Source organism: Nonomuraea muscovyensis (assembly GCF_014207745.1).
GTDB lineage: Bacteria > Actinomycetota > Actinomycetes > Streptosporangiales > Streptosporangiaceae > Nonomuraea > Nonomuraea muscovyensis.
In genome coordinates, this window is the sequence record NZ_JACHJB010000003.1 from 1,081,166 (window position 1) to 1,104,693 (window position 23,528).

General features: G+C 68.4%; 25 protein-coding genes and 3 pseudogenes. 16 read left to right on the plus strand and 12 right to left on the minus strand.

The genetic code is table 11. The annotated features are described in order from the left end of the window. Positions 1-500: 500 nt before the first annotated feature. Entirely contained in the window at positions 501-698 is a 198-nt protein-coding gene (locus FHU36_RS43890; RefSeq protein ID WP_281394567.1) for a transposase, read from the minus strand. Between the two features lie 163 nt (positions 699-861). On the opposite strand from FHU36_RS43890, the pseudogene FHU36_RS36705 reads away from it, so the two are divergent. Further along, positions 862-2,091 (plus strand): annotated as a pseudogene (locus FHU36_RS36705) (IS3 family transposase). Between the two features lie 158 nt (positions 2,092-2,249). Then, on the plus strand, positions 2,250-2,612 hold the full coding sequence (locus FHU36_RS36710; RefSeq protein ID WP_185088632.1) for a hypothetical protein: 363 nt from the start codon (positions 2,250-2,252) through the stop codon (positions 2,610-2,612). A gap of 13 nt (positions 2,613-2,625) precedes the next feature. Here FHU36_RS36710 and FHU36_RS36715 read toward each other — a convergent pair whose 3' ends face one another. Then, positions 2,626-2,880, minus strand: coding sequence for an ATP-binding protein (locus FHU36_RS36715; RefSeq protein ID WP_312892115.1), 255 nt, complete (start codon positions 2,878-2,880; stop codon positions 2,626-2,628). Positions 2,881-2,888: 8 nt separating this feature from the next. On the opposite strand from FHU36_RS36715, the gene FHU36_RS36720 reads away from it, so the two are divergent. After that, positions 2,889-3,080 carry a hypothetical protein gene (locus tag FHU36_RS36720; RefSeq protein WP_221497107.1) on the plus strand — a complete coding sequence of 64 codons (192 nt, stop codon included), beginning with the start codon at positions 2,889-2,891 and terminating at the stop codon, positions 3,078-3,080. A 34-nt stretch (positions 3,081-3,114) separates the two neighbouring features. On the opposite strand, the gene FHU36_RS36725 is transcribed toward FHU36_RS36720, so the two are convergent. Continuing rightward, on the minus strand, positions 3,115-3,348 hold the full coding sequence (locus FHU36_RS36725; RefSeq protein ID WP_185088633.1) for a hypothetical protein: 234 nt from the start codon (positions 3,346-3,348) through the stop codon (positions 3,115-3,117). A 738-nt stretch (positions 3,349-4,086) separates the two neighbouring features. Between FHU36_RS36725 and FHU36_RS47100 the strand changes: the two genes are divergently transcribed. From FHU36_RS47100 to FHU36_RS46015, 4 genes and pseudogenes are all read left to right on the plus strand, one after another. After that, positions 4,087-4,578: a recombinase family protein gene (locus tag FHU36_RS47100; protein ID WP_512699254.1), complete on the plus strand. Its 492-nt coding sequence runs from the start codon at positions 4,087-4,089 to the stop codon at positions 4,576-4,578. Next, complete coding sequence (locus FHU36_RS45205) at positions 4,547-6,406, plus strand: WD40 repeat domain-containing serine/threonine protein kinase (protein ID WP_246503060.1); 1,860 nt, start codon at positions 4,547-4,549, stop codon at positions 6,404-6,406. The genes FHU36_RS47100 and FHU36_RS45205 overlap by 32 nt, the downstream gene beginning before the upstream one ends. A gap of 808 nt (positions 6,407-7,214) precedes the next feature. Further along, positions 7,215-7,694, plus strand: a complete 480-nt coding sequence (locus FHU36_RS36750; RefSeq protein ID WP_185088634.1) for a hypothetical protein — start codon at positions 7,215-7,217, stop codon at positions 7,692-7,694. A gap of 48 nt (positions 7,695-7,742) precedes the next feature. Then, positions 7,743-7,958, plus strand: a pseudogene (locus FHU36_RS46015) (helix-turn-helix domain-containing protein); the annotation flags it as partial. 175 nt (positions 7,959-8,133) lie between these two features. Here the strand turns inward: FHU36_RS46015 and FHU36_RS36760 are convergent. After that, the gene (locus FHU36_RS36760) at positions 8,134-10,257 is read right to left on the minus strand and encodes an NACHT domain-containing protein (protein ID WP_185088635.1); all 2,124 of its coding nucleotides are present in this window, start codon (positions 10,255-10,257) and stop codon (positions 8,134-8,136) included. A 278-nt stretch (positions 10,258-10,535) separates the two neighbouring features. On the opposite strand from FHU36_RS36760, the gene FHU36_RS36765 reads away from it, so the two are divergent. From FHU36_RS36765 to FHU36_RS36775, 3 genes are all read left to right on the plus strand, one after another. Further along, positions 10,536-10,865 (plus strand): hypothetical protein, encoded by a 330-nt coding sequence (locus tag FHU36_RS36765; protein ID WP_185088636.1) that lies wholly within the window; start codon positions 10,536-10,538, stop codon positions 10,863-10,865. 191 nt (positions 10,866-11,056) lie between these two features. After that, positions 11,057-11,494 (plus strand): DUF998 domain-containing protein, encoded by a 438-nt coding sequence (locus tag FHU36_RS36770; protein WP_246503061.1) that lies wholly within the window; start codon positions 11,057-11,059, stop codon positions 11,492-11,494. Positions 11,495-11,629: 135 nt separating this feature from the next. Then, on the plus strand, positions 11,630-12,292 hold the full coding sequence (locus FHU36_RS36775; RefSeq protein ID WP_185088938.1) for a DNA alkylation repair protein: 663 nt from the start codon (positions 11,630-11,632) through the stop codon (positions 12,290-12,292). Between the two features lie 327 nt (positions 12,293-12,619). Here FHU36_RS36775 and FHU36_RS36780 read toward each other — a convergent pair whose 3' ends face one another. Together FHU36_RS36780 and FHU36_RS36785 are read right to left on the minus strand one after the other, a co-directional pair. After that, positions 12,620-13,834 (minus strand): RNA polymerase sigma factor, encoded by a 1,215-nt coding sequence (locus FHU36_RS36780; RefSeq protein ID WP_185088638.1) that lies wholly within the window; start codon positions 13,832-13,834, stop codon positions 12,620-12,622. Next, a pseudogene (locus FHU36_RS36785) lies at positions 13,834-14,249 on the minus strand (YciI family protein). The gene FHU36_RS36780 and the pseudogene FHU36_RS36785 overlap by 1 nt, the downstream one beginning before the upstream one ends. Positions 14,250-14,563: 314 nt before the next feature. Between FHU36_RS36785 and FHU36_RS36790 the strand changes: the two are divergent. Further along, positions 14,564-14,821, plus strand: coding sequence for a hypothetical protein (locus FHU36_RS36790; RefSeq protein ID WP_185088640.1), 258 nt, complete (start codon positions 14,564-14,566; stop codon positions 14,819-14,821). Positions 14,822-14,965: 144 nt separating this feature from the next. On the opposite strand, the gene FHU36_RS36795 is transcribed toward FHU36_RS36790, so the two are convergent. Together FHU36_RS36795 and FHU36_RS36800 are read right to left on the minus strand one after the other, a co-directional pair. After that, on the minus strand, positions 14,966-15,865 hold the full coding sequence (locus FHU36_RS36795) for an RNA polymerase sigma-70 factor (protein WP_185088641.1): 900 nt from the start codon (positions 15,863-15,865) through the stop codon (positions 14,966-14,968). 69 nt (positions 15,866-15,934) lie between these two features. Continuing rightward, positions 15,935-17,113 carry an NAD(P)/FAD-dependent oxidoreductase gene (locus FHU36_RS36800; protein ID WP_185088642.1) on the minus strand — a complete coding sequence of 393 codons (1,179 nt, stop codon included), beginning with the start codon at positions 17,111-17,113 and terminating at the stop codon, positions 15,935-15,937. A gap of 463 nt (positions 17,114-17,576) precedes the next feature. On the opposite strand from FHU36_RS36800, the gene FHU36_RS36805 reads away from it, so the two are divergent. Next, a complete protein-coding gene (locus FHU36_RS36805; RefSeq protein WP_185088643.1) occupies positions 17,577-18,086 on the plus strand; it encodes a hypothetical protein in 510 nt (169 codons plus the stop codon). Between the two features lie 233 nt (positions 18,087-18,319). Continuing rightward, positions 18,320-18,910, plus strand: coding sequence for a DUF6461 domain-containing protein (locus tag FHU36_RS36810; RefSeq protein ID WP_185088644.1), 591 nt, complete (start codon positions 18,320-18,322; stop codon positions 18,908-18,910). Between the two features lie 173 nt (positions 18,911-19,083). Here FHU36_RS36810 and FHU36_RS36815 read toward each other — a convergent pair whose 3' ends face one another. Further along, positions 19,084-19,326 carry a hypothetical protein gene (locus tag FHU36_RS36815; RefSeq protein WP_185088645.1) on the minus strand — a complete coding sequence of 81 codons (243 nt, stop codon included), beginning with the start codon at positions 19,324-19,326 and terminating at the stop codon, positions 19,084-19,086. A gap of 137 nt (positions 19,327-19,463) precedes the next feature. Here FHU36_RS36815 and FHU36_RS36820 point away from each other — a divergent pair, with 137 nt between their 5' ends. After that, a complete protein-coding gene (locus tag FHU36_RS36820) occupies positions 19,464-20,327 on the plus strand; it encodes a universal stress protein (RefSeq protein WP_185088646.1) in 864 nt (287 codons plus the stop codon). Between the two features lie 19 nt (positions 20,328-20,346). On the opposite strand, the gene FHU36_RS36825 is transcribed toward FHU36_RS36820, so the two are convergent. After that, positions 20,347-20,898, minus strand: a complete 552-nt coding sequence (locus tag FHU36_RS36825; RefSeq protein WP_185088647.1) for a DM13 domain-containing protein — start codon at positions 20,896-20,898, stop codon at positions 20,347-20,349. Positions 20,899-21,094: 196 nt separating this feature from the next. On the opposite strand from FHU36_RS36825, the gene FHU36_RS36830 reads away from it, so the two are divergent. Together FHU36_RS36830 and FHU36_RS36835 are read left to right on the plus strand one after the other, a co-directional pair. After that, positions 21,095-21,748, plus strand: coding sequence for a class I SAM-dependent methyltransferase (locus FHU36_RS36830; protein ID WP_185088648.1), 654 nt, complete (start codon positions 21,095-21,097; stop codon positions 21,746-21,748). 86 nt (positions 21,749-21,834) lie between these two features. Next, positions 21,835-22,137 carry a 4a-hydroxytetrahydrobiopterin dehydratase gene (locus tag FHU36_RS36835; RefSeq protein ID WP_185088649.1) on the plus strand — a complete coding sequence of 101 codons (303 nt, stop codon included), beginning with the start codon at positions 21,835-21,837 and terminating at the stop codon, positions 22,135-22,137. Positions 22,138-22,170: 33 nt separating this feature from the next. Here the strand turns inward: FHU36_RS36835 and FHU36_RS36840 are convergent, their stop codons facing one another. Together FHU36_RS36840 and FHU36_RS36845 are read right to left on the minus strand one after the other, a co-directional pair. Next, positions 22,171-22,506, minus strand: a complete 336-nt coding sequence (locus tag FHU36_RS36840) for a putative quinol monooxygenase (protein WP_185088650.1) — start codon at positions 22,504-22,506, stop codon at positions 22,171-22,173. 77 nt (positions 22,507-22,583) lie between these two features. After that, entirely contained in the window at positions 22,584-23,402 is an 819-nt protein-coding gene (locus FHU36_RS36845) for a phosphoribosyltransferase (protein WP_185088651.1), read from the minus strand. Positions 23,403-23,528: the final 126 nt, after the last annotated feature.

A 23,528-nucleotide genomic window follows, 5' to 3' on the forward strand; every position in this document is an offset into this window, starting at 1 on the left:
AACGCTTTCGACGGCAGGGTTTATGGCCGCAGATCTCAGCCACGCAATGAACGAGAGTAATGGTTACGGTGTGAACTTTAGGTGCATTGCATATAATTACAGGCCCAGCAATGTCTGCGACTTCTGGGCTGCGCATCCAGACGCTTAATAGGTGTATCCAATGAGCAGATTGCGGTTCGCGTTCTACGTTCTGTGGGGTCTTGGTGTACTTGTGGCGCTCGCTTCCTTCTACCTCATAGAAAGCGATGATCCTGGCGCGGTTCAGATCGGCTACTATCTCGTGCCGCTAGCAGGAATGGTATGGGTGATAGGAGGGGTGTGCTGTTTAGTTGATGAGTGGCAGCGAAAGAATCAGGAGGGCCGATAAAGGGTCCGCTGTTACCGCCGACTGTGTGATTGACATCTCGTCTCCGGTGCCACACAGGTTGAATTCGTAGAGCCGGTCATGTTTTCAAGGGATGTTCGATCGTGAGGCCGGCCTGGGGCCAGGCAGCCGTCGATCAGGTGCGGCCGGTACTGGATCTTCTGAGCTTGCGCTTGATGATCCGGACGAGCCCTGGCAGGTTGGCGACGACGAAGTTGCCCATGGCCCGCTTGAGCAACGACCAGACGCCCTCGTCGGGGTTCAGTTCAGGGGCGTAGGCAGGCATCTGGTAGATGCGCAGCCAGTCGGCGTTGGCCTCGGCGAACGTGGTCAGCTAGGCGATCAGATGCACGTTGAGGTTGTCCCAGCACCAGAGCAGGGGCGTGCCCAGCGTGTGGTGGGTGGCCACGATCAGGTCGCGGTAGTCGGGGCGTTCCCCCTTGAACGTGGACGCCTTGGAGACCGGATCTTGAGGTCCAGGGGAAGAGATGTCCCTGATGGTGATGAAGAACTACCCGCCCGAGTTCAAGGCCGACGCGGTGGCGTTGGTGCTGTCGAGGCCGGACCGGACGATCACGTCGATCGCGCGGGATCTGGGAGTCAGCCGCGAGACGCTACGGGTGTGGGTGCGGACCGCGCGGGCTCGGAGTGAGGGCAGGCAAGGTGCGGCCGGCGGTGCCGCTGCCGGTCAGGGCGCGTCGGTCGGGCACGTACCTTCGGGTGACGTGCTGGAAGAGGAGAACAAGCAGCTCAAGGCGCGGATCCGGGAGCTGGAGCAAGAGCGGGACATCCTGCGTAAGGCGGCCAAACTTTTCGCGGGCGAGACGAACTGGTGAACCGCTTCCAGTCCGTTGAGGATCACAAGGCGCTCTACGGGGTGAAGCGGTTGTGCCGGGTGCTGCAGGTGTCACGCTCGGGCTTCTACCGATGGCTGAAGGGCGCCGCGGCGCGGCTGGCCCGCCACCAGGCCGATGAGCAGTCGGCCGAGCAGGTACGGCGGATCCATGCCGAGCATGACGGCACCTACGGCTCGCCCCGGATGACGGCGAGCTGCGCGCGGCCGGAATCGTGGTCAACCACAAGCGGGTGGAGCGAGTGATGCGCGAGCACGGCATCGCCGGGCTGCGGCTGCGGCTGCGTAAGAAGGTCCGCACCACGATTCCGGAGCCGGACGCGGCGCCGGTGCCGGACCTGATCCAGCGCGACTTCACCGCCGAACTCCCGAACACCCGCTATGCCGGCGACATCACTACCTGCCCGTGGGTGACGGTTGGTTCCTCTACCTGGCCATGGTCGTGGATTTGTGCTCGCGCCGACTGGCGGGCTGGTCGATCGCCGATCACATGCGCACCGAGCTCGTCGTCGACGCGCTGCAGGCCGCGGCGCATACCCAGGGCGGCCGCCTGAACGGCGCGGTGTTTCACAGTGACAACGGGGCGCAATACTGCTCGCGGGAGTTCGCGCGGGCCTGTCGCCGGCTCGGCGTCACCCGCTCGCGCGGCGCGGTCGGCACCAGCGCCGACAACGCGCTGGCGGAGTCGTTCAACGCGACCCTCAAGCGGGAGACGCTGCAGGGCGCGCCCCGCTGGCCCGACGCCCGCACCGCCCGCCTGGCCGTGTCCCGCTGGATCACCCGCTACAACACGGTCCGGCGGCATTCCCGACTCGGCCATCTCAGCCCGATCGCCTACGAGAAAACGGCAGATAACCTGAGATCTGCCGCCTGAAATCGGTGTCCGCATTCAAAGGGGAAGCCCCGTTGACAGTCCCGTCACAGTTCGCCTTGTCGAGCGCAATCCAACCTTGCGACTAGGCGTGCCTGTGTGATGATGCGGATACCAGCTCAGTGCAAGGCCGCCGATTTGGTGGCTGGAGGAGGTGGACCGTGGAAGTTCTAGCGGTACTGGTGTTGATCGGTTTGGTCATCTGGGCGTTGGACGGCTCCGGCGGCAGTTCCAGCAACAGCAACAGCAACGTGTACAACACCAGGAGCTTGAGGCGGTATCAGCGGAAGCGCGCGCGGGAAATTGACAACCTTGTGAGGAAGTACCGCCAGTCCGAGGGTGGCGCCGGCTACGGCGGGGCCGGGGCGATGGAGGCTTCGGTGGAGATGGTGGCGACGGCGGCGACTAACCACCCTTCAGCAGCCCGACTGTCAACGGTCATCGAGATGCCCAGGCGGGCGGTCGTTGGTTGTCCATGCTGGTGGCCATCAGAAATCCATGCCTGCGGCCAGTGGTGTTCCTGAGGGGTTGGGGCTGTCAGTGCAAGGGAACCACGCCTTTGCCGGCGAGGCGGTGGGAGTCGCCAGTGGTGGTCACGAGGCGAGCGTGGTGCATGAGGCGATCAGTCCTGGCTCCGGTGAGGGTCTTGGGCGTGATCGTGTCGAAGCCTGAGGGGTGGATGTTGCTGGTCACCGCGATGGAGCATCGTTCGTAGGCGGCGTCGATGATGCGGTACAACGCCTCGGCGGCGTCCTCGCCGACAGGCAGCAGGCCGATGTCGTCGATGACGATGAGGTCCGGTGTTCCCGATGCTCTGGGCTCTGACTCCTTATGGGGACACGGTCTTCAACCAGCGGCAGGTGCCGCTGTTGCTGGCGGAACTCGACCGGCTTCCCGCGCCTGTGGTGGTGATTGGGTCGGGCAGACCCGCGAGTTGTGCCGGGTCGTCGAGCGGGGAAACGCACCTGTATCTGTGGTTCGTCAGCGACTGACCGCGCCCGGTCTCTGTCGCCTTGTGGGGACTCGTTACTGGCCCAGGGCCTGCCAGCCGATGGTGCCGCTCTGGACGGAGTGGGTCTCATCCGCACGGACGACCTCGCCTGCGGGCTGGCTCGCCGCGATGTGTTCCAGGATCGAGAGCAGGTCGTCGTCGGCGAAGCGTCCGGCCGCGGCCGCCAGGCCCCAGAGCCTGGTCGACCTTGTCGCTGCCCAGGACGGTGGCCAACTCGACCGCGCGTGCCGGGTCGAGTCGCGGTGCACGATGTTGCGACCCCTCGTAGGGGCGATGAGGACACGTGCTGCTCACCACGCCCCACGCCTACCAGGAGTTGCGTGTATTGACCACGAGCGTTGTCAACGGAAAGGCTTGATCAAGAGAGAAGCCTCCGATGTGGTGAAGGTGTCGAATCTGCACCGCACGGAGGCTTCATGTCCCACCATGACGCCCGGCTGACCTTCCAGGGCCGGCGATTGCTGGTTGATCGCGTGCCGGCCGGTCGCGCACATGGCCGCCGAGAGGGGCATCTCCCAGCTGTGACGTGCCACGGTTGATGTCGCTGTTTCTGCCGTGCTCTTGTCGTGCTGGTTCGGTGGGTGGTTGATGGACTTCCGACGATCACGTTGATGGTGCGCAACTCAGTGCCGCGGGACTGGTCGAGTGCCACGTGTCGCCCACCGGCGCCCGCGCGATGGTTGTGGGCCTCGCCGAGAAGGGGCGCGCGACGATCTCCAGGCTCCGTGAGCTCGGCACCTCGCTCGCCGGCGTATCGCCGTGGGCCTGTCGGCGATGTCACCGCAGGCCTGATCGACCTGCTTGGCGGCCTGGAGCAGGCATCGCGCCACTCGCCGTCGAGCGCCCGTTGGAGGTCCCTCAGCCGGACACCCGGACGTGCGGCCACGGACATCACGGGAATACAGCTCGACAAGCCGTCCCCGCGTCTCAGATAGACAGTCCGCGAAACTGTCCGGTGATGGGGGGCTGAGCGATAAGATCCCCCAGTGGGAGGGGTCATCGGCTACGCCAGATGCTCAACCATCCTGCAAGATCTCACCGCCCAACGCGAGATCCTTCGTACTCCCGGCGTCCCCGCCGACCGGATCTATCTCGACAAGGGCCTGACCGGAACCAACCGCACCCGCCCCGGCCTTGACCAGGCTCTGGCTGCCGTACGGCGACACTTTGGTCGTCCCCAAGCTCGACCACCTCGCTCGCGCGGTCCCCGATGCCCGCGACATCGGCGACACCCTGGTTGCCCGGGGCATCCGCCGGTCGCTTGGCGGCAGCATCTACGACCCGCCGACCCGATGTCGAAGATGTTCTTCAACATGCTCACCGTGTTCGAAGCCGACATGCTGAAGATGCGCACCCGGGAGGGCATGGCGATCGCCCGCTCCCGGGGCATGCTCATGGGGCGCCAGCCCAAGCTTCACCGGCCGCCGGCAAGCCGAACTGGTGCGGATGCACCCCACCGGCGAGTACACCATCGCTGACCTGATGGAAGTGATCTCCATCGGCCGCGCCACCGTCTACCGCGTTCTGGACCGCGCCCCGGTCGGCTCGACAAAAGCTCGAAGATTCGAAACCGAGGGAGGCGTGACAGTGCGAGACCAGCTCCTTGGGGGCCGTTACCGGTTGGTGCGGCAGCTCGGCGAGGGTGGAATGGGGCACGTGTGGGAGGCACAGGACGAGACACTGGGCCGGCCCGTCGCAGTCAAGGTGATCTCCCTGCTCGCCGGCGGCGGAAGCCGCGGCGACGATGCACGCGCCAGGTTCCTGCGTGAGGCACGGATCACCGCCCGGCTGCAGCACCCCAACATCGTGACCATCCACGACCTCGGGGAGACCGGCGCAGGGGACAACAGGGTCCCGTTCCTGGTGATGGAGCTGGTCCGAGGCGAGGGCCTGGACGCGATGCTGCGCGGAGGGGCCATCACCTTGCCGGACGTGGCCCGATGGGGGGCGCAGATATGTGACGTACTTGCCGACGCGCACGACGCGGGCATCATGCACCGGGACATCAAGCCCTCTAACGTCCTCATCACGCCTTCCGGCATGGTGAAGGTTCTCGATTTCGGCGTCGCGCGGGCGGCCGACCCCTACGCGACTGCGGACCGGCTCACCCGGACCGGCTTCATCGTGGGCACGCCCCCCTACATGGCCCCTGAACAGGCACGCGGATTCCCGGAACCACGCAGCGACCTGTACGCGCTCGGCTGCCTGCTCTTCGAGCTGATCACAGGCCGGTTGCCCTTCCACGCCCTCGACACCGTGGGCTACCTGTCGGCGCACCTCACCCAGGAGCCCCCCACGCCCAGCTCGGTGGCCCAGGGCATCCCACCCGCCTGGGACGACCTCGTGCTGACCCTGCTCCGCAAGGACCCCAGCCAGCGGTACCCGAACGCTGCCGGCCTCGCCAAGGTATTACGACAACTCGACCACGGACCCGCGTCGGCAGTGAACGCGTCCACCTTGCTTTACACCGAGCCCGACATCCCTGTAGCGCTCGAGCCAGGGAAGTACGTCGTCGTCACCAGCGTCAACGGGGACGGAACTCTGCGGTTGTGGGACCCGGCCACCGGCCGCCCTGTCTGTCAGCCTCTGACCGGCCACACCGGCACCGTGTTCCGTATGGCGTTCTCTCCCGACGGCCGGCTTCTCGCCACCGGCAGCACGGACACAACGGCGCGGTTGTGGGACACCGCCACCGGCCAGCCCGTCGGCGAACCTCTGACCGGCCACACCGAGTGCGTGGCGGGAGTGGCGTTCTCTCCCGACGGTCGCCTTCTCGCCACCGGCAGCTTGGACAGGACGGTGCGGTTGTGGGACACCGCCACCGGCCAGCTCGTCGGTGAACCCCTGACCGGCCACACCGGCCACGTGCTGAGGATTGCGTTCTCTTTCGACGGTCGCATCCTCGCCACCGGCAGTAGGGACTGGACGGCGCGGCTGTGGGACGCCGCCACCGGCCAGCCCATCGGCCAGCCCTTGTCCGGCCACACGAACACCGTCTGGGACGTGGGCTTCTCCCTCGACGGCTCCTTGCTGGCCACCAATAGCGAGGACAACACGGTATTGCTGTGGGACATCGCCACCGGTCGGCTCGTCGGTCAGCCCCTGACCGCCCCCACCAACGGTCACGTCGGCGCGGTGTGCTCCCCCGACGGACTCCTGGTGGCCGCCAGCATCGAGGAGGACGGAACAGTGCAGTTGTGGGACCTCGCCACCAGGCAGCCTTTCGGTCAGCCGCTGACTACCCGCGCTGCTCTGCAGGTGTACATGGCGCTCTCCCCGCGCATCAGACACCGTACGTGGTCTTAGCGGGGTGCAACTGAACCGTTCCGATGCGGGGGTATCACCCTAGGGTTACAAGCTCTCCGTTGCCGATCGCGGTCAAAATCCGCAGGTCCCGCTGTTTGGAGGTTGTCGTAAACCGTCACCTTCACGGGTGCGGTGGGCATCGGTTACGGAGACGGACGATGGCAGGGTGAGTACTGTCGGCGCGGCCACCCAAGGGCTTCTTTGCTATTCAAAGTATATAAGGGAGGCGAGTCGTAAATGCGGAATCGATGAGAAAGTCCTGACGGCCGTTCTGGTATATGAAAGGGTCGCAGGGAATAGGCGGCGCAGGCTGCTGGGTGATTTGGTATCGTTCGTCGTGAATAAATTCACGGAGGAACATGGGGTGCTTCGATCGGAATCGCCTAGCTGGAGGCTTATAAAGCGAGAGTGATGCTAATCAAGGAATATGGCGACAAGTATGCCGATAAGAAGAAATGTAGTGCTTCGGCCATGGCCAATATGCTGATTAATCCTCGTTTTGCTATCGATGTGGTTCGGCAAAGAAGAGGAAGAAGCATTACCCGGACGATCGCGAAGCCGCTGTTACCTATTGTGACTGCTCGGGGGTTACGGTAGGCCTCAAAGAGTATCTAAGGGATCCAGATGCATTGGTGTTCAGAAAATATCGCACCTGGATGGCAGGCGGTCCGCTGATTACGACGAATTCGATGGTTGCCGTAGGGCGAGCTGCGTATCTGGCGGCGGCCTGGGAGCCCGGAGGCGTGGCTGACGAGTACCGGGCATGCGTGAGAGCGGGACGGGCCTTTAGTTGAGCGGTGCTTGGAGAATGATGCGTACCAAAGAAAAGGGCGTTGGCCGTACGGGGTGCAGGGGGCTGGCGGTCGTCCTCCTTGGTGCTAGCCTAATCCTCTCAGGGTGCGTCTCCAATAGGCACCAGGTTGATCCGGCCGTCCTCAAGGACGTGCGTAGCATCGGCAAGGTCATTGCAGAGGCCACAAGTGAGGGCGTTGTGGACCGAGGAGTCGATGTTGTGAACACGGTGGTAGTCGATATCGGAGCCAAGAAGGAAGGTGATGCGCTTAATGAAGCCGTGAGGATTCTAGAGCGCCATGGGTGGAGGATCTCTGCGGACAACCGGCCGACCCTCGTGTCGATGGACTCATCGAAATGGGTGAATGCCTATTTGGCTGTTCGTCCGTACAATCCTGCTTACTTCGAGTATGTCCCCAAAGCCTTGGAGCGGATAAAACAGTCGTCTACCAAAGAGGAGTCAGTGGTCAGTGTAGAGGCTGCCGCGAGCAATTGAGGTTGAAAGGTAGGAGTGACAGTCGTTCGGGGGTAGTTACGGTGGCGGCTGGCTGGGTTATGTCGCTCAGGGAGCGTCGCCGGCGGAGGCGGCCCGGCGGCACACGGCTGGGACAACGAGGATCAGCGCTGGACGTTGGCGCGGGTGGCCGATCTGATCGCCACCTTGTTCCACATCCGCTACACCTCGCGCGGGGTGTCGTATCTGCTGCATCGCATCGGGTGGAGTCCCCAGGTGCCGGCGCATCGGGCTGTCGAGCGCGATCTCCCCGCAACCGATGCCCATCAGACCCGTGAAGGCCACGGTTTACGACTACCTCGCCACGCCGGGGAACTGCGGATGTTGACCGCGGACGCACCGACGAACGATCTCACCAGCAGGCTCAGACCTGACCCAACGAGCGGTCACCCGTGGGCCGGGTCGGGAGAGACGGGGCCTGTCAGCGGGAGTGACCGCTCGCCTTGGTGGCGGCGAGATGATCTTGTAGTTCGGCGTGGCGGAACTGGTAGAAGGGTCCCACGGTCCGCAGGACGCCCAGGTGGTGCAGATCGTGCAGGAAGCGCATCAAGCGAAACGGCAGCCGGCCCGATGGCCCGAGGTGTACCAGGGCGATGGTGGACATCAGCCACATGTGCTGGCGCTTGTTCACCAGGCCGAATGCCATGCCGAAGATGATGCCCATCCCCGCGTCCACGGCCGCGGACGGGTGAGGCGGCACGATGGACGCCTCGTTCATGAAATCGACAGCGAAGCCGACGATGGCCCCCAGGAGCAGTGCGTTCATCAAGTGCAGACCCACGAGGCTTCGGTTGACCCGCCAGGTGGATTGCGGGGTGACGGCGGCGGTGAACGGGGGGAGCCGATTCTCGTCTGCTTCGGTGGGCTTCTTGTCCTGCAGCCGCGAGACCCGCAGGCTCACCCAGCCGACCCCGAGCGCTGAGATCAGGCTGGCCAGGCCCATCTTCCAGCCGTGCACCAACGCGTTGTAGCCCGCCGCCGGCAGTCCGACGCCGACCGGCAGGATGAGGAAGATCATCCGTACGTCGGACAAGAGACCGCGGGTGAAGTCCTGCAGCCGTTGCCGTACGCGCAGCGGAGCGAAGTCGGGAGTGCGGGCGGCCTGCATCGCGGACAGGCCGAAGAAGGTGCCGAAGGCCGCGCCGAAGACCGGCCCATAGGTCAGCATGGCGGTCAACGCGGCGGGGAGTGCGAACACCAGACCGCTCAAGGCGCCGATCCAGGTACGGGCGAGCGCACGCCGCGTTCGGGAGGCGGACAGCGCCTGGTCGGTCAGCCGCCACCAGGCCAGGTCATGACCGCCGGATTCGGCCTGCAGACGTGCCAGACGGTTCGTCCATTCGGTGATGCTGGCCGGATCCCATACTGTTGGCCGGATCGTGGTGCGTGCGTTCAGCAACGCACCAAGGACATGGTCGAGCAGGTGAGCTCGCAGGGCCCGCGCGTCGTCGGCGTACTCGGTCGCCAGCGGAGCCGGGTCGGCGTCCGGCTGGTCGATGTAGACCGCCCGGACCAGCCACAGGCCCAAGGCGGTGGAGGTGACATCGGCCAGAGCCGGCGCGTCGCCCTCCCTGAGGGCGCGCAGGACCTTGGTCCACGCCGAGGCCGAGGAAAGCGCGGGCAAAGCGGCGCTCAGGTAGTCCGCCACGATGTCGGGGGTCAGCGCTTTCGGCGCGATGACGGCGGCGGCCTTGAGCGGGCGCCGCGCGGCGGTGACCGCGTTGCCGTACTCGGTGGTACGCGACGTGATGATCACCTGATCGCGTTCCATGAGCGTGTTGGACAATTTCTCGATCACCTTGGCGCGGGCGGGCTCTGGCAGCTCGTCGAAACCGTCGAGAATGGCCAGAATCGAGCCACGGGCCGCCAGAATGTCGGCGCCGTCTTGCTGGTTGCCCGGCGTGCGCAAAGCGGCGTAGTCGGTGCGCACCCGCTCGGCCACCCAGTCCTGAAACCGAGGATGGGCCTCGATGTCCCAGTCGGCGACGGGCAGGAGCACCGGGACCGGGTCGTCGTCAGCACGCGTGCGGATCAGTTCCAGCATCAATTGGATGGCCAGCGTGGTCTTGCCTGTGCCCCGACCTCCGGTGATGACCAGGCGGCGACGGCGCAGCGAGCGGAAGGCGACGGCGAGCGCGGCAATGTCGTCCGATCGGCCCGACACCGCCGGCTCACGGTCGGCGATCAGGTGCGGGTGATCCATGAGCTTGGTTCGGCGGGTCATGTGCCAGGAGACCGGGATGGGCGGATCGCCCAGAGAACGCGTCACCACCTCATCGCTCCAGCGCTCGTGGACCAACTGGGCGAGCTCCCGCATGGTCTCGGTGACGGTCCCGGCGGCGGGGGCGAGCACGCGCCCCGCCCGTTCGACGATCAGCCCGGCCAACACCGCCGCCACGATGGTGCCGGCGAGCCAAGAGCCGCTCCACACACCGTCGTTGAGCACTTGGTTGGCGGCCACCGACACCACGACCGGCGCGAGCACCATGGACAGCCATAACAGCCGGGCCCGCCACTTCCGCTCGCCACCCACCATGGCGGCCATCGTAGTGATCGTGACATGCGGGCGACCTTCCATCGCGGTAAAGGGGGTGAAAGTCTCCAGGGACCATCTGAAACACAACTCACTGCACCGCTTTCGGCATGTCGGCCAGCCATGTCTCGTCGCCGGTTGTGGGTCTTTGACCGGTAACGGCAGGGGGTAGCGAGTGGCTCTGCTGCGCGGCGCGACCGCGGAGGAGGCCGCCGAGGCCGAGGCATTGACCGGTGAGCCCGTGGACCTGCCGTCGTTCGTGGCGACCCTCGCCGAACTGGGCTTCGTCGATGACCGGGCCGGACGTGGAACGCCGGGCCGTGCGCACCGCGCCGATCCAGATGCGGCGCTGGATGGCGGGGGTGAACCGGCGCGTGGCCCGTCCCTTCTTCGGGCCGGTGGCCTGGGCCTGGTACGCCGTCCTCGCGCTGTTCTGCCTGGCCGTCTTCGCCGCCTCGCCGTCCCTGTTCCCGAGCCCGGCCCAGGACGCGTTCCTGCTCGACGACGTCGGGCTGAGCGCGCTGCTGCTCATGCCGTTCGTCCTGGTCTCGACGGCTCTGCACGAGTGCGGGCACTGGCTCGCCGCTCGGCGATCGGCGTCGAGTCCCGGTTCGGGTTGACCGGCGGATGATGCTGCTGGTCCTCGAGACAGACTTCTCCCAGATCTGGACGGTGCCGCGCGGCCGCCGCTACGGGCTGCTCTGCGGGATGGCGGTGGACGTGGTCCTGCTCAGCCTGCCGCTGTGCGCCCGTCTGCTGATCCGGCAAGGAGCGCGGTCGCCGGGTCCTCTGGTGGACGCGACGCCTCGACATGGGCGTTCGTCAAGCCGGCGGGCCTGCTGTGGCAGTGCATGGTCTTCCTGCGTACTTCTCCGCCGACCCCGCCGACGGCTTCCCGCCGGGTACTCCGAAGGGCCCTCCGACCGCGATGAGCTGGCACGCAGCGGTGCACTTGCTGGTCGCCGGAATCGCCTTTCTCGCGCTCGTCGCCGCATGCTTCGTCTTCGCCCGGCGGTTCGCCGCGGCCCGCCGTACCGGTTGGGCGGCCTTCAGCGGCGTGACCGGCGCGGCTTTCCTCGCCACCTGGAGCTTGATCTTCGCCCTGCAGGGATCCCGCCCGGCCAACGTCGCCTTCGCCGTCGCGATCGCCCTCGCACTGGCATGGGCGTCGCTCCTCGCCGCGCATCATCGGCCGCCAACCGGCGACAGAGTGAAACCGAGCGAAACCACCGGCGCGCAGCGCCGGTGAGCGCGCCGACGCGGTACGTTCGACCCACCGGCGAACGGCGGACCTACGTGGGCGAACACCGGATGGCACCCGCTGCGCGAGCGACTCGGATGATGGCAGGAGGCTGAGGTGACGGAGACGACCGTAGCCGAGGTGATGGCCGAACTGGCCGCGCTCGAGGACCCGAAGGCACGCGAGGTGAACAAGAGGCACGGTGACGATCACGGTGTGAACCTCAGCAAGCTGCGCGCGCTCGCGAAGCGGCTGAAGACGCAGCCCGAACTCGCGCGCCGGCTCTGGAAGACGGCTGACACCGCGGCGAGGCTGCTGGCGATCCTGATCTGCCGCCCGAAGGCGTTCGAGCGAGACGAGTTGGACGTCATGGTGCGCGAGGCGCGTACCCCCAAGGTGCACGACTGGCTCGTGAACTACGTGGTCAAGAAGAACCCGCACGCAGAAGAGCTGCGCCTGGCCTGGTCCGCCGATCCGGATCCAGTGGTCGCGAGTGCCGGCTGGGCGTTGACCACCGAACGCGTGGCCAAGAAGCCCGAGGGCCTCGACCTCGCAGGACTGCTCGACGTCATCGAGGCGGAGATGAAAGACGCCCCGGATCGCCTGCAGTGGGCGATGAACCACTGTTTGGCGCAAATCGGGATCGAGCACGCCGAGCACCGTGCCCGTGCCATCGACATCGGTGAGCGGCTGGAGGTGCTCAAGGACTACCCGACTCCCCCGAACTGCACGTCTCCGTTCGCGCCCATCTGGATCACCGAGATGGTGCGCCGAGCGTCCACCGCGGCCTCGACTGCGGTTGGGTGATCAGGCGGGCGACGTTTCCGATGGCCTCGACCAGATCACGATCGGAGGCGAACAGGGCGTCGATCTCGGCTGTCGTGCTCGTGGGCCCATTGCGGGCCGCAGTCGACACCGATGATGTACGGCCCTTAACTACCTCGCAATGCTTGAAGTCCTGACACGATCTGCTGAATGGATGTTGATCAGCGCCACGATGCGCCGACCGTGGGCAGGCCTCTTCCCGTGTTCGCCGGGCTCCCGCCGTCCGCATTCGGGGATTCGGCCGTCGGGGCCGATGCGGTCGACGGCCTCGGGGCCGCGCTTGACTCCCGGCTGGCCGAGCTGGAGAAGTCAGCTCAGCATGGCCGCCTTGCGCAGCAGCACTGAGCGTTCGCGCTGGTTGGCGCACAGCCGGGCCGCCAGCTCCAACTCGGCGCGCGCTTCCGCTCGCCGTCCGAGTCGGGCCAGCAGCTCACCGCGTACGGTCGGGATCAGATGCGAACCGGGGAGCCGGTCCGAGGCGATCAGCTCGTCCACGATGGCCAGGGCTTGCGCCGGGTCCGAGGCCATGGCAACGGCGACGGCCCGGTTGAGCTCGACCACCGGCGAGGGTGCGACCCGGCCGAGTGCCTCGTAGAGCACCACGATTCGGTCCCAGTCGGTCGCCTCGACCGAGGGCGCCGACGCGTGGGTGGCGGCGATCGCGGCCTGCAGGCCGTAGGGGCCGAGGCCGCGCGTCGATGCCTTGGCCAGCGCGGCCAGCCCGCGGCGGATCGCCGAGAAGTCCCACCGCCGCCGGTCCTGCTCGTCGAGCAGGACCGGCGAACCGTCCGGGCCGGTCCGGGCCGGGAAACGCGCGGCTGTCAGCTCGCACAAAGCCAGCAGGCCGTGCACCTCCGGCTCGTCCGGCTGCAGCGCGGCCAGCGTGCGGGCCAGCCGGATCGCCTCGTACGCCACGTCGGGGCGCAGCAGCCGGTCGCCCGACGTGGCCGTCGACCCCTCGGTGAAGATCACGTAGAGGACGCTGAGCACGCCGCCCAGCCGCTCCCGGCGCTCGGCTGCCGGCGGCAGCTCGAACGGCACCCCGGCCGCCGCGATCGTCTTCTTGCCCCGGGTGATGCGGGCCTGCACGGTCGGCACGGGTACGAGGAACGCGCGGGCGATCTCCTCGCTGGACAGCCCGCCGACCACGCGCAGGGTCAGCGCCACCCGGGCCTCGGGGGAGAGCACCGGGTGGCAGCTGATGAACATCAGCGCCAGCACGTCATCATCGATCTTGTCGGGATCGATTTCCTCGTCAACCGCCAAGTCGGCCGCCAGCAGGGCGTATCGGTCCTGGAGGGCGGTCCGGCGGCGGATCGCGTCGATCGCCCGCCGCCGGGCCGTGGCCATCAGCCAGCCGGCCGGATTCGCCGGAGAGGCGAGCGGCCACGACACCAGCGCCTCGGCCACCGCGTCCTGGGCCGCGTCCTCGGCCAGCCCGAAATCGCCGGTGAACCGGGTCAGCGCGGCGACGATCCGCGCCGACTCGATCCGCCAGACGGCCTCGACATCGGCCGTACCCATCAGATCTGGCCGTTGCTCTCGCGACCGGCCCAGTCCTTGATGATCACTTGTCGACCTGCGGGACCTCGTCGCTTCCGGGCACCCGCCGGACCTCGATCTTGGACCCCGGGGCCGCCGGGACCCGCTTGGCCCACTCGACCGCCTCCTGTTTCGAGGCGACGTCGAGCAGGAAGAAGCCCCCGAACAGTTCCTTGGTCTCGCCGTACGGCCCGTCCGTGACCACCGGGGCCTCGCCGCTGAAGTCGACCACGACGCCCTGGCCCGGATCGTCCAGCCCTTCCGCCGCGAGGAGAACGCCGGCCTTGACCATCTCCTCGATGTACTGGCGGGTCGTGGCCATCATCTCGTCGATGTTGGCCATCATGGCCGCGTTCGACTCGTCGGTGCCCCGCATGATCAGCAGGTACTTCGGCATCGCGTTCTCCTCGTCCGGCGGGGCCGCCTCTCGGCCCTCGCACCCACACGTCGAACGAGCGGCGCGCGGATCGACACGGCCCCGGAGAAATCTCTCGCCGCGACGCGGCCGATCCCTCCGGCCTGCGTTTCGCTCGTCAGAGCGGCCCCTGAGTGATGGCTGACGCGGACGCCCTGCTGATCGGAAAGTTTATCGTCGCATCTTTGGAAGGCGGCGACGCTCACACAGATCTGGGGAAAAGCATTTGGGACGCGCTCAAGTGAGGTGATCTCAGCGAAATAGTTCGGGCGATGGGGATTTCTTGGACGCCGCCCGTGGCGTTCCGGAACTTTCGGAAGAAGTCGCCGAAGGCCGGAAACGCTCTCGACCGTGCCCAGGTCGAGGGGCTGGCGTACGTGATCCTCGACGGCACCCTGATCCCGATCGGTCGCCGCGCTGAGCAGACCGGCACTGGCACGTACCGTACGCTTACCGATCTTGATGGCTCCCTGTCCTGCATGGGGTGGTGGGGCGCAGGCGTTGCGGTGCTGTCGATGAGATTGCTCGTGGGGGCCGACGAGGACCGCGTGTGAGGCGGCAGGTCGTGCGGCAGGAAGTTCCCCACCGGCAGTCGGTCCGGCCCTGATACAGGGTCGCGTTGACGATCTCCCGCATGTCGTAACCGCCCTGGTGGCCGCTGACCGACGGGGATATCTCTCCGTGGCCCGCGTTCGGCATCAGGGGGACGCCAGGCCGTTGTCGGGGGTGAGGCCGCTGAGCTTGTCGGGGTTGACCTGGAAGCGCAGGTTGTGGATGTGGCCGTCGACGAGGTCGAACGACAGGGCGCCGACGGTGTGGCCGTCGAGGGTGGCCAGGATACCGAGCTCGCCGTTGATGGCGGCGGGCTCCATGGTCAGGGCGGCCAGCTCGGGCTTGGCCAGGAAGCCGAGGAGCCAGCGCGCGACGTGGTCGGTGCCGTGGAGGGGGCGGCGAGCGGCGGTGACCTTGCCGCCGCCGTCGGACCAGGCGGTGACGTCGGGGGCGAGCAGTTCCATCACGGCGTTCAGGTCGCCGCCCGCGCAAGCCTCCATGAACTGGGCGGTGACCTTCCGGCGCTGGGCCTGGTCGGTGTCGAAGCGGGGGCGGCGGGCCTGGACGTGCTCGCGGGCGCGGTGGGCGATCTGGCGGACCGTCGGCTCGGGGCGTTCGAGGGCCTCGGCGATCTCGGCGTGCGAGTAGCCGAAGACCTCGCGGAGCAGGAAGACGGCGCGTTCGACGGGGCTGAGGGTTTCCAGGACCACCATCATCGCGATGGAGACGGTTTCGGCCAACTCGGTCTCCGCGGCGATGTCGGGGGAGGTCAGGAGCGGTTCGGGGAGCCACGGGCCGACGTATGTCTCGCGGGTGGCCTGCGCGGAGGTGAGCCGGTTCAGCGACAGGTTGGTGACCGTTCGCACCAGGTAGGCCTTGGGGTGGTGGATCGCGTCGCGGTCGGCGGTGCTCCAGGATAGCCAGGCGTCCTGGAGGACGTCCTCGGCGTCGGTGACGCTGCCCAGCATGCGGTAGGCGGTGGCGAACAGCAGCCGCCGGTGTTCGAGGTACGGGTCCTGCTCGGCCCTGTCGTCGATCACGACCATCGGCTCATGTTCCCAGCGCCGGGACCTGGGCGGCAAGGCCGAGATCACGGCGCTGGGAGTCGGTGCCCGTCATGCCGCGAGCTTGCGGGTGGCTCGGCCGCCCTTGGAGACGATGGTGGTGACGTTCAGGTGCTTGCTGAGCCGGTAGGTCTTGAGGGGGCTGCCGCTGACCATCTCCTTGTACGCGACGGCGGCCCGTCCGGTGAGGTACCAGCGGCCAGGGGTGTCGTCGGCCCTGGTGAACTGGATGACCGCGTCGCGGCGGCCGAGGCTGACCGGCTGGTGGAAATAGCCGAAGCGGAACGGCTTGACGGCCTTGCCACGCAGCAGCCGCGCGATGGTGTCGGCGGTGTATTGGGCGGTGGGCAGGCCGCTCTGGCAGGTGCCGTGAATCTGCCCCCAGGACAGGCGGACGGCGGCGGCGTCGCCGACGGCGTGGATCTCCGGGTGGGAGACAGACCGCAGCGTGGCGTCGACCAGGATGAGGCCGCGGTCGTCGGTGGCGATCCCGGCGTCGGCGGCGAGCGGCGACACCTTGACGCCGGTGGTCCACAGGCAGGCGTCGGAGTGGACGAGTCGGCCGTCGGCCAGCTCGACGGCGTCGGACAGCACCTTGGTGACGCGGGCGCCGGTCTCCAGGGTGACGCCGAGGTGGTCCAGCGCGCGGTAGAGGTAGGCGCGGGCCTTGGCGCCCATCATGCCGCCGGGCTCGTCCAAGCTGATCAGCGTGACGTTCAGGCTCGGGTGGCTCTCGGCGATCTCGGTGGCCGCCTCGATGCCGGTCAGGCCGCCGCCGCAGACGCTGACGGTGCCGCCGACCTTGGCGATCTCGGTGAGCTGCTCGGCGAACCGGCCGGCGATCTCCGGGTTGTTGAGGGTGAACGTGTGGATGTCGGCCCCGGGGACCTTGCTGGTGTCGGTCGAGCTGCCCAGCGCGTAGACGAGCGTGTCGTACTCGAGGGTCTCGGCACCGTCGACGGTGATCTGCCGAGCCTCGGGGTCGATGGCGGTGGCGGCGCCCTGGACGAACGTGACGCCGGTCCCGGCGAGCAGGCCGGGGATCTGGTGGTCGGCCAGCTCCTGCCCGGCTGCGATCTGGTGCGTCCGCAGCCGCTCGACGAACCGGCTCGAAGGATTGACCAGCGTGATCTTCACGCCGGTCCGGCGGGTGCGGTGGGCCAGCCGGATGGCGCTGAACATGCCCGTGTAGCCGGCGCCGAGGACGACGATGCGGTGGCCGTTGTTCATCTCGTTCTCCCGAGGTCGGGCACCGGTTTCGGTGCGGTGACGCCCATGGGACAAACAACCCGCACCAGACGTGACAGGTCGCCGATGTGAACCACATCACATGACGCGCCACCCTCGGTGCCCCGTCACATCGGTCGACCGAGGAGGCCCCGTCGGCTACCCGCCGGGGCGGCGTCGATCTCGAAGAGCCAGATCGCGACCTTCGAGCGGTCTGGTCACGCGGGTACGCGACCTCGCCGGTCCGGACCCACTGCTGGGCGTCCCGAAATCGCGTCGGTGCGCGCAGGATGATCAGGCGGCGCGTTCGGTTGCTGCGCCGGCCGGTGACCAGGTGGTGAGGTCGGCGACCAGCTCGATCCCAAGACCGGCCCGCGCGCCCGGTGAGCAGCGCAGCGGGGCGCCCTTGACGTTGCGAAGACAAGTCGCATTCGACCATGAGCCGAGGCCTGTCAGGCTGTTGGGCATGGCCGTGACGCAGCAGATGGCCCGGATTCCTGGGCAGTTGTTGGACTCCTGCCGGACGTCGGTCGATGAGCTGGACCGGTTGTGCTCCTTCGAGATGGCTCCTCCAGAGGATCACCTTGATCTGGACTGGACGCCCGGGCCGTTGCTGCGCATTGGCGAGCTGGTCTGTGCCGGCCCTGGCGTCGTGGCCGCGTTCCGGCGTGCGCTGGCCGGGGATGGCGAGGTGAATCCGGCGTACCGGAACCACCCCCAGACCGTGTGGGAGCATCCGGTCGCAGCTCTGGACCCCGATGCCGTCGCGGTGGTGGCGCCGCTGCTGCATCGGATGGGGTCGGTGATGCCGGCCGCCCTCGCATCGTCCGACGGGGAGATCACGGCCGTGCTCCGCGAGCTGTTTCCGGATGTGGACCTCTCTCGGGAGTACATGGTCCGGCACCTCACCGCGTTGCTCGGCTTCTACGACGGGGCCGCGGAGCGCGGGCTGGCCGTCGTCCTGTGGTGGGACTGATCGCATTCCTCGGATGAGGAGCACTCGGTCGCCGGGATGAGACTCCTCACGGGACGAGCACCGGGAGCAGGGCGAATCTCCCCTCGGTGAGCATGGGCTGCGAGCCCAGGGTGAACGACACAGGAACGGGCGGGTATCCAGTCTCAGGAGGTCCCGCCCGTTGTCGTCGGTGCTCGCTGCTTGCGGGCCGGTGTGATGCTCGTTGTGTCGGTCGGCGCTGCGAACATGGCGCAATGTTCCCGACCCCTGACACGTACGCCTGGCTTTCCGACGCGGCGGACGGCGGCTGTTTCACCTACGTCCGCGGCCTGACGCCCGAGGAGGTGGTGGTCCGGCTCGGTGGCCGTCCGGCGGACTTCACCCCGATGACGTACCGCGAACTTGACCGCATGTCCTCCGATGAGCCCGGCGCGTTCCTCGGCGTCACGGCCATCGGCGACTGGGCGTTCGTCGTCGAGCCCGACTGGCACTGCATCTCCGAAGAACTGATCATGCCGCTGTCGGCGGGCACCCGCGTCGTCTCCCACTACGTCCTCAGCATCAAGGGCCTGGACCACTTCTTCTGGGTCGAGGACCGCAAACTTCGGTTCTGCTTCATCGCCCAGGAGGGGTACGCGGAGGAGATCCCGGACGAGCTCGTGGAGACCATGAATCTGATCGACTCCACCTACCCTCCTTTCACCGATCCCAGCAAAGGGCCGATGTTCCTCCTGACCGAGCGTCTCACCGGGATCACGCTGACGCCGCGCTTGCTGGAGGAGTCCACCTACCTGTGGGGCACCGTTCCCGAGCCCAAGTCCTGGATGTTTCCCACCCCGTGGTGAGCCGGATCCGCCGTTCCCCGCCAGGCATCAGAACCCGGCCCCACCGCCACCGGCCTGCTCCTGGACGGTGAGATGACGAGGCCGCGGCTCGGCACGCGGGCCGGCATCGCCGACGTCGTGGCCTTCCTCGTCTCCCCGGCCGGCCACTGGGTCGACGGCCAGGTCGTCGGCTGTCAGGGGCCGGCCGGCCAGATCTTCGACCCGCCCCGGTCGTCGATCGTCGTGATCGTGCGCAGCCTGCGATCCGCGTCCGCGCGCAACGCGAACCAGCGGTGCCCGAGCCCTGCCACCGGGACGAGCGTCACCTCGCTGCAGCTCCCGTCCCGCCAGGTGTAGACGATGCGCCGGATGTCCGGGGTGACGCGGCCGAGGACCACCCGGGAGGGGTGCGGGTCCTTCGGCAGGTCGTAGGCCACGAACGTCCCCGTGGGGCCTGATACGCGATCTACTCACCGCGACCTCGCCCATGACCGGGTCGGGGCCCTAATCCGGCTCAGAACGGCGATACCCCCTGGGAGGAGCTCCAGCGCCAGGGGTGTGCGAGGTGATGACCATGACAGGGCCGATCGTCGTCGGGTTCGACGGATCAGAGTCCTCGCTGCGGGCCGTGGGCTGGGCCGGGCAGGAGGCCGCGCTCCGTGGCGCCCCGCTGCGCATCGTGCATGCCATGGCACGGTGGACGCCTGACGCGCTGCTCGTGCCCGAGCCGGCCGGCTGGGAGGTCGAGGCGGAGGCCGCCGCCCGCGAGCAGCTTGAGCAGGTGGCGAGCCAGGCGCGGACCGACAGGCCTGGGGTGCCGGTCACCACGGAGGTCGTGCCCAGCGGGGCGGCGGAAGGGCTCCTCCAGGCAGCAGAGGGGGCTCAGCTGCTCGTGGTCGGCAACCGGGGGCACGGCGGATTCGCCGAACTGCTGCTCGGCTCGGTGAGCCGCCGTGTCGCCGCCAGGGCGACCTGCCCGGTGGCCGTCGTCCGGCAGCCCCTCGGCGCCGACCTCGGCGTGGTCGTCGTGGGCGTGACCGGGCTGCCCGGCCAGGAAGCCCTCCTGGACTTCGCCTTCCGCGAGGCGGCGCTACGGGATGTCGTCCTTCGGGCCGTGCACGCCTGGACGCACCCCGGCACCGTGACGCCCTGGGTGGTGGAGCCGGTGGTCCACGACGTCGAGGCCGTGGGGCAGGACGAAGCGCTGCTGCTGGCACAGGCCCTCGCCGGGTGGCGGGAGAAGTTCCCCGACGTCGAGGTCGTCCAGCGGGTGGTGCACAAGCAGCCGGCCGAGGCCCTGGTCGACGCGTCGGAGGAGGCCGACCTCGTCGTCGTGGGAGCCTCGCACCGCATGGCACGCGCGTTGCCCGGGTTGGGCGGGACGGCTCATGCCGTTCTCCACCATGCGCGAGCGCCCGTCATCGTGGTCCGCCGCTGACCGTCGGCCACGGGGTCGGCTACCGCAACGCCGCCGCGCCGAACGAGACGCTGAAGCGCTTGCACCAGATCGTCACGCTGGTCAGCGTGCCGAGGTCGGCGTCGGCCGGGATGGCGTAGTTGGCGTTGCCCCTGTTGCCCTTCAGGTGGCCGAGTTCGAGGTGGCGTCCGTCGTCGAGGTTGAACCAGCTCTTCGTGACCGGCTGGTCGCTCAGCCAGACCCGCAGGTCGGGACCGTCCGACGTCTTCAGGTTCTCCACGCGGAGCACGCGGGTCCCGTCCGGGAGCTTCAGCACCCTCGCCGTGCCCGTGGTCGCGTGCTCGTGCGTGACGAACGCCCCCGTGGCGAGTTCCTCCACCCCCTGGGAGGACGCGCTCGCCGATGGCGCGGGCGGGGTGGCCGTGCCGGCTCGCGGCCGAACGTCCGGAGCCGACGAGACCGTGGGCAACGCCTCGTCCACTGTCACGGTCGTGAACAGCCGCCAGGGCTGGAACAGGTACATCGCGACGGCGAACGCCAACGCGGCCAAGCCGGCGGCGGTCAACACGACGGGGTGCCTGAGAAACTTCATGCCTCAAGGCGACCACAGAAACCGGTGGCCGGACCTTACACAGCGGTTACGGCGTCGGCGGGAAGACGCGCGCCACCGGCGGCGATTTCCCGTTCCTGTTGGGCGCGGCGTTGTGGGGCAGAAATGAGGGTGACCCCCGTGGCCTGCCGGACGGACCGGGCAGGGCCGGACGAACTGTTCGGGAAGGAGGCTCGTGATGGGCCTGGGGAAGCTGCTGCACGACCACGCCCGGCAGGGGCACGCCGAGGGCACGATCAACCACCCCCGCGCCTACGACGTCCTCGCGTCGATCGGGTTCGCCGGGCGGCGGCGGGAGGTGTTCACGCGGCTGGCCGCGCTGTCCGGGGCACGGCCGGGGGACAGGGCGCTCGACGTGGGCTGCGGCACCGGCTACCTGACCCGCGTGCTCGCCCCGCTCATCGGCTCGGCCGGGCGGGTGGTGGGCGTCGACCCGTCTCCGTCGATGGTCGAGTACGCCCGCCGGCGGGCACCGGAGAACTGCTCGTACGTCGTCGGGGAGGGGCAGGCGCTGGACCTGCCCGACCGGTCGTTCGACGTGGTGGTGACGAGCCTGGCCGTGCACCACATGCCCGAGGCGGAGCGCGGGGCCGCCGTGCGGGAGATGTTCCGCGTCCTGCGCCCCGGCGGCCGGTTGCTGGTCGCGGAGTTCCGGCGGCCCGCCAACCGCCTGCTCGCCGGGCTGCTGAGCCTGGTGGGCGGCGCCGCCCACCGGCACAGCCCGCGTGACCTGCTCGGCGAGCTGATCCCGCGGGCCGGGTTCCATGTCGAGGGCGAGGGCGACCTGCCGCCTCTGCTGTTCTACGTACGCGCCGTCCGGCCCCGCGCGTGACGGCCCCGGACGGCCGGCGGGGTGTGAAAGGGCGCGGTGGTGGTAGCCCTCCACGTGGAGCGCACAGCGAACCCCAGGGGGAGATCATGGCCGAGCGCCTCGCGGACGCCGACGTCGACACCGCACTGGAGGCTCTGGAAGCGTGGAGCAGGGAGGGTGACGCGCTGGTCAAGAACGTGCGCATCACCCGCGACAGCTACGGCTGGCTGAGCGAGGCGGTGATGAACGAGGCGAACGCGCTCGACCACCATCCCGAGATCGAGCGCACCGGCGACGGCATCAGGTTCCGGCTGACCACGCACAGCGCGGGCGGGGTGACGGCCAAGGACGTCGAGCTGGCCGCCCGTATCGACCGCGTCCTCAGCGGCGCTGCCCGCGACCGAGGCTGACCGGGCAGCCGGCCGGCTGCCGCGGATCGGCGGTTACGGGCGGTCGGCCGGGACCTCAAGCTCGCCGAGCAGCGACCAGTCCTGCTGCGGCACGCTCGCGTTCACGATGCGCGGCGTCTCCGCCAGGTACGGCGGGAGCGTCCGCTGAGCCTGGCGGAAGTGCTCGGACCGGACGTGGGCGGCCCCCGCCTCGTCGTCGCGGAACGCCTCCACCAGCACGTACTCGGTCGGGTCGGCCAGGCTGCGCGACCAGTCGAACCACAGGCAGCCGGGCTCGGCGCGGGTCGCGGCGGTGAACTCCTCGGAGATCTCGGGCCAGCGGTCGGCGTGCTCGGGCAGGACGCGGAACTTCGCGGCAATGAAGATCATCGGTGTCGGTGCTCCTCGGCGGGCGTGCAGGACGGGCGGCCAGTCCGAGGCTAACGCAGGCGCCGTGCCGGACGTGGTCAGGCGGGCCGGTCGAGGCAGCCGGCGGCCGGGCCGCACAGGCAGCACCGCTCGAAGTCGAACCGCTCAGCCGAGGCCCGCGCCCAGACGCGGGCGCTCGTGACGTTGGACGACGGATCCACCAGCCTGGCCACCACCAGCGCCACCACGGCCCGCGCGCCCGCTCGGAACAGGGCGGAGGCGGCGCTCTGCACCCGCGCGCCGGAGACGAACAGGTCGTCCACCAGCAGCACGCGCGCGCCGCCGACCCCGCCGATGACGTGGAAGGCCCGATCGTCGGACTCCCGCCCGGCCAGGCGGGCCAGGGCGCTCTCGCTGTCGCCGGGCAGCAGGACGGGCCGGTGCAGGCGCATCAGGTCGCGCACCATGCCGACGACGCGGAGCATGGGGTGGAACGCCTCGACGGGCCGGTCCGTCCGGGTGACGGGAACCGTGGTGACCAGCGTGAACTCGCCTCCGGCAGCCCGCGTCAGGCAGGCGCGGTGGGCGCGGTGGAACCGGGCGAGCGTGGCGGCGAGGAACGTGGACCGGTCCGGGCCGCCCGACGGGGACACCGGGCCCCGGTGACGGGCGACGATGTCGTACAGCTGGGTGCCGTCGCCCCGCCGCGCGCACAGCGAGACCGGCACCACGTGCGGCGTGTGCCGGAAGACCCCGCCCGTGGTGCGGCGGCAGCTCGCGCACATCTCGTACGGCGCCTTGAGCGCGCGGCGTTCGTTCGGCCCCGAGTGGCAGACGCGGCAGACGCCGGGACCCGCCGCCGGAACGTTCCGGAACACGGGAAGGTACGGCTGGGTGACCGCGGATGCGTCACCCATGGTCAGAAGGTGGTCGGTTGCCGGGTCACATCTAACAGATTGACAGCCGTGCCCGACAGGTCGTCAATATCCTGAACGACAGTGACCCCTCCCCGGAGGGGCCGGCCGGCGTAGCCGTCCGGCCGC

Bases quoted from the DNA above. Each gene is read 5' to 3' on its own strand.
- FHU36_RS36750 (WP_185088634.1), top strand. From the start codon at position 7,215: ATGATGCGTACCAAAGAAAAGGGCGTTGGCCGTACGGGGTGCAGGGGG.
- FHU36_RS36765 (WP_185088636.1), top strand. From the start codon at position 10,536: ATGACCGGGCCGGACGTGGAACGCCGGGCCGTGCGCACCGCGCCGATC.
- FHU36_RS36830 (WP_185088648.1), top strand. From the start codon at position 21,095: ATGGGCCTGGGGAAGCTGCTGCACGACCACGCCCGGCAGGGGCACGCC.
- FHU36_RS36825 (WP_185088647.1), bottom strand. From the start codon at position 20,898: ATGAAGTTTCTCAGGCACCCCGTCGTGTTGACCGCCGCCGGCTTGGCC.
- FHU36_RS36795 (WP_185088641.1), bottom strand. From the start codon at position 15,865: ATGGTCGTGATCGACGACAGGGCCGAGCAGGACCCGTACCTCGAACAC.
- FHU36_RS45205 (WP_246503060.1), top strand. From the start codon at position 4,547: ATGCACCCCACCGGCGAGTACACCATCGCTGACCTGATGGAAGTGATC.
- FHU36_RS36800 (WP_185088642.1), bottom strand. From the start codon at position 17,113: ATGAACAACGGCCACCGCATCGTCGTCCTCGGCGCCGGCTACACGGGC.
- FHU36_RS36775 (WP_185088938.1), top strand. From the start codon at position 11,630: ATGGCCGAACTGGCCGCGCTCGAGGACCCGAAGGCACGCGAGGTGAAC.
- FHU36_RS36845 (WP_185088651.1), bottom strand. From the start codon at position 23,402: ATGGGTGACGCATCCGCGGTCACCCAGCCGTACCTTCCCGTGTTCCGG.
- FHU36_RS36770 (WP_246503061.1), top strand. From the start codon at position 11,057: ATGGGCGTTCGTCAAGCCGGCGGGCCTGCTGTGGCAGTGCATGGTCTT.
- FHU36_RS36780 (WP_185088638.1), bottom strand. From the start codon at position 13,834: ATGGGTACGGCCGATGTCGAGGCCGTCTGGCGGATCGAGTCGGCGCGG.
- FHU36_RS36760 (WP_185088635.1), bottom strand. From the start codon at position 10,257: ATGGCCGCCATGGTGGGTGGCGAGCGGAAGTGGCGGGCCCGGCTGTTA.
- FHU36_RS36840 (WP_185088650.1), bottom strand. From the start codon at position 22,506: ATGATCTTCATTGCCGCGAAGTTCCGCGTCCTGCCCGAGCACGCCGAC.
- FHU36_RS36835 (WP_185088649.1), top strand. From the start codon at position 21,835: ATGGCCGAGCGCCTCGCGGACGCCGACGTCGACACCGCACTGGAGGCT.
- FHU36_RS36810 (WP_185088644.1), top strand. From the start codon at position 18,320: ATGTTCCCGACCCCTGACACGTACGCCTGGCTTTCCGACGCGGCGGAC.
- FHU36_RS36805 (WP_185088643.1), top strand. From the start codon at position 17,577: ATGGCCGTGACGCAGCAGATGGCCCGGATTCCTGGGCAGTTGTTGGAC.
- FHU36_RS36820 (WP_185088646.1), top strand. From the start codon at position 19,464: ATGACAGGGCCGATCGTCGTCGGGTTCGACGGATCAGAGTCCTCGCTG.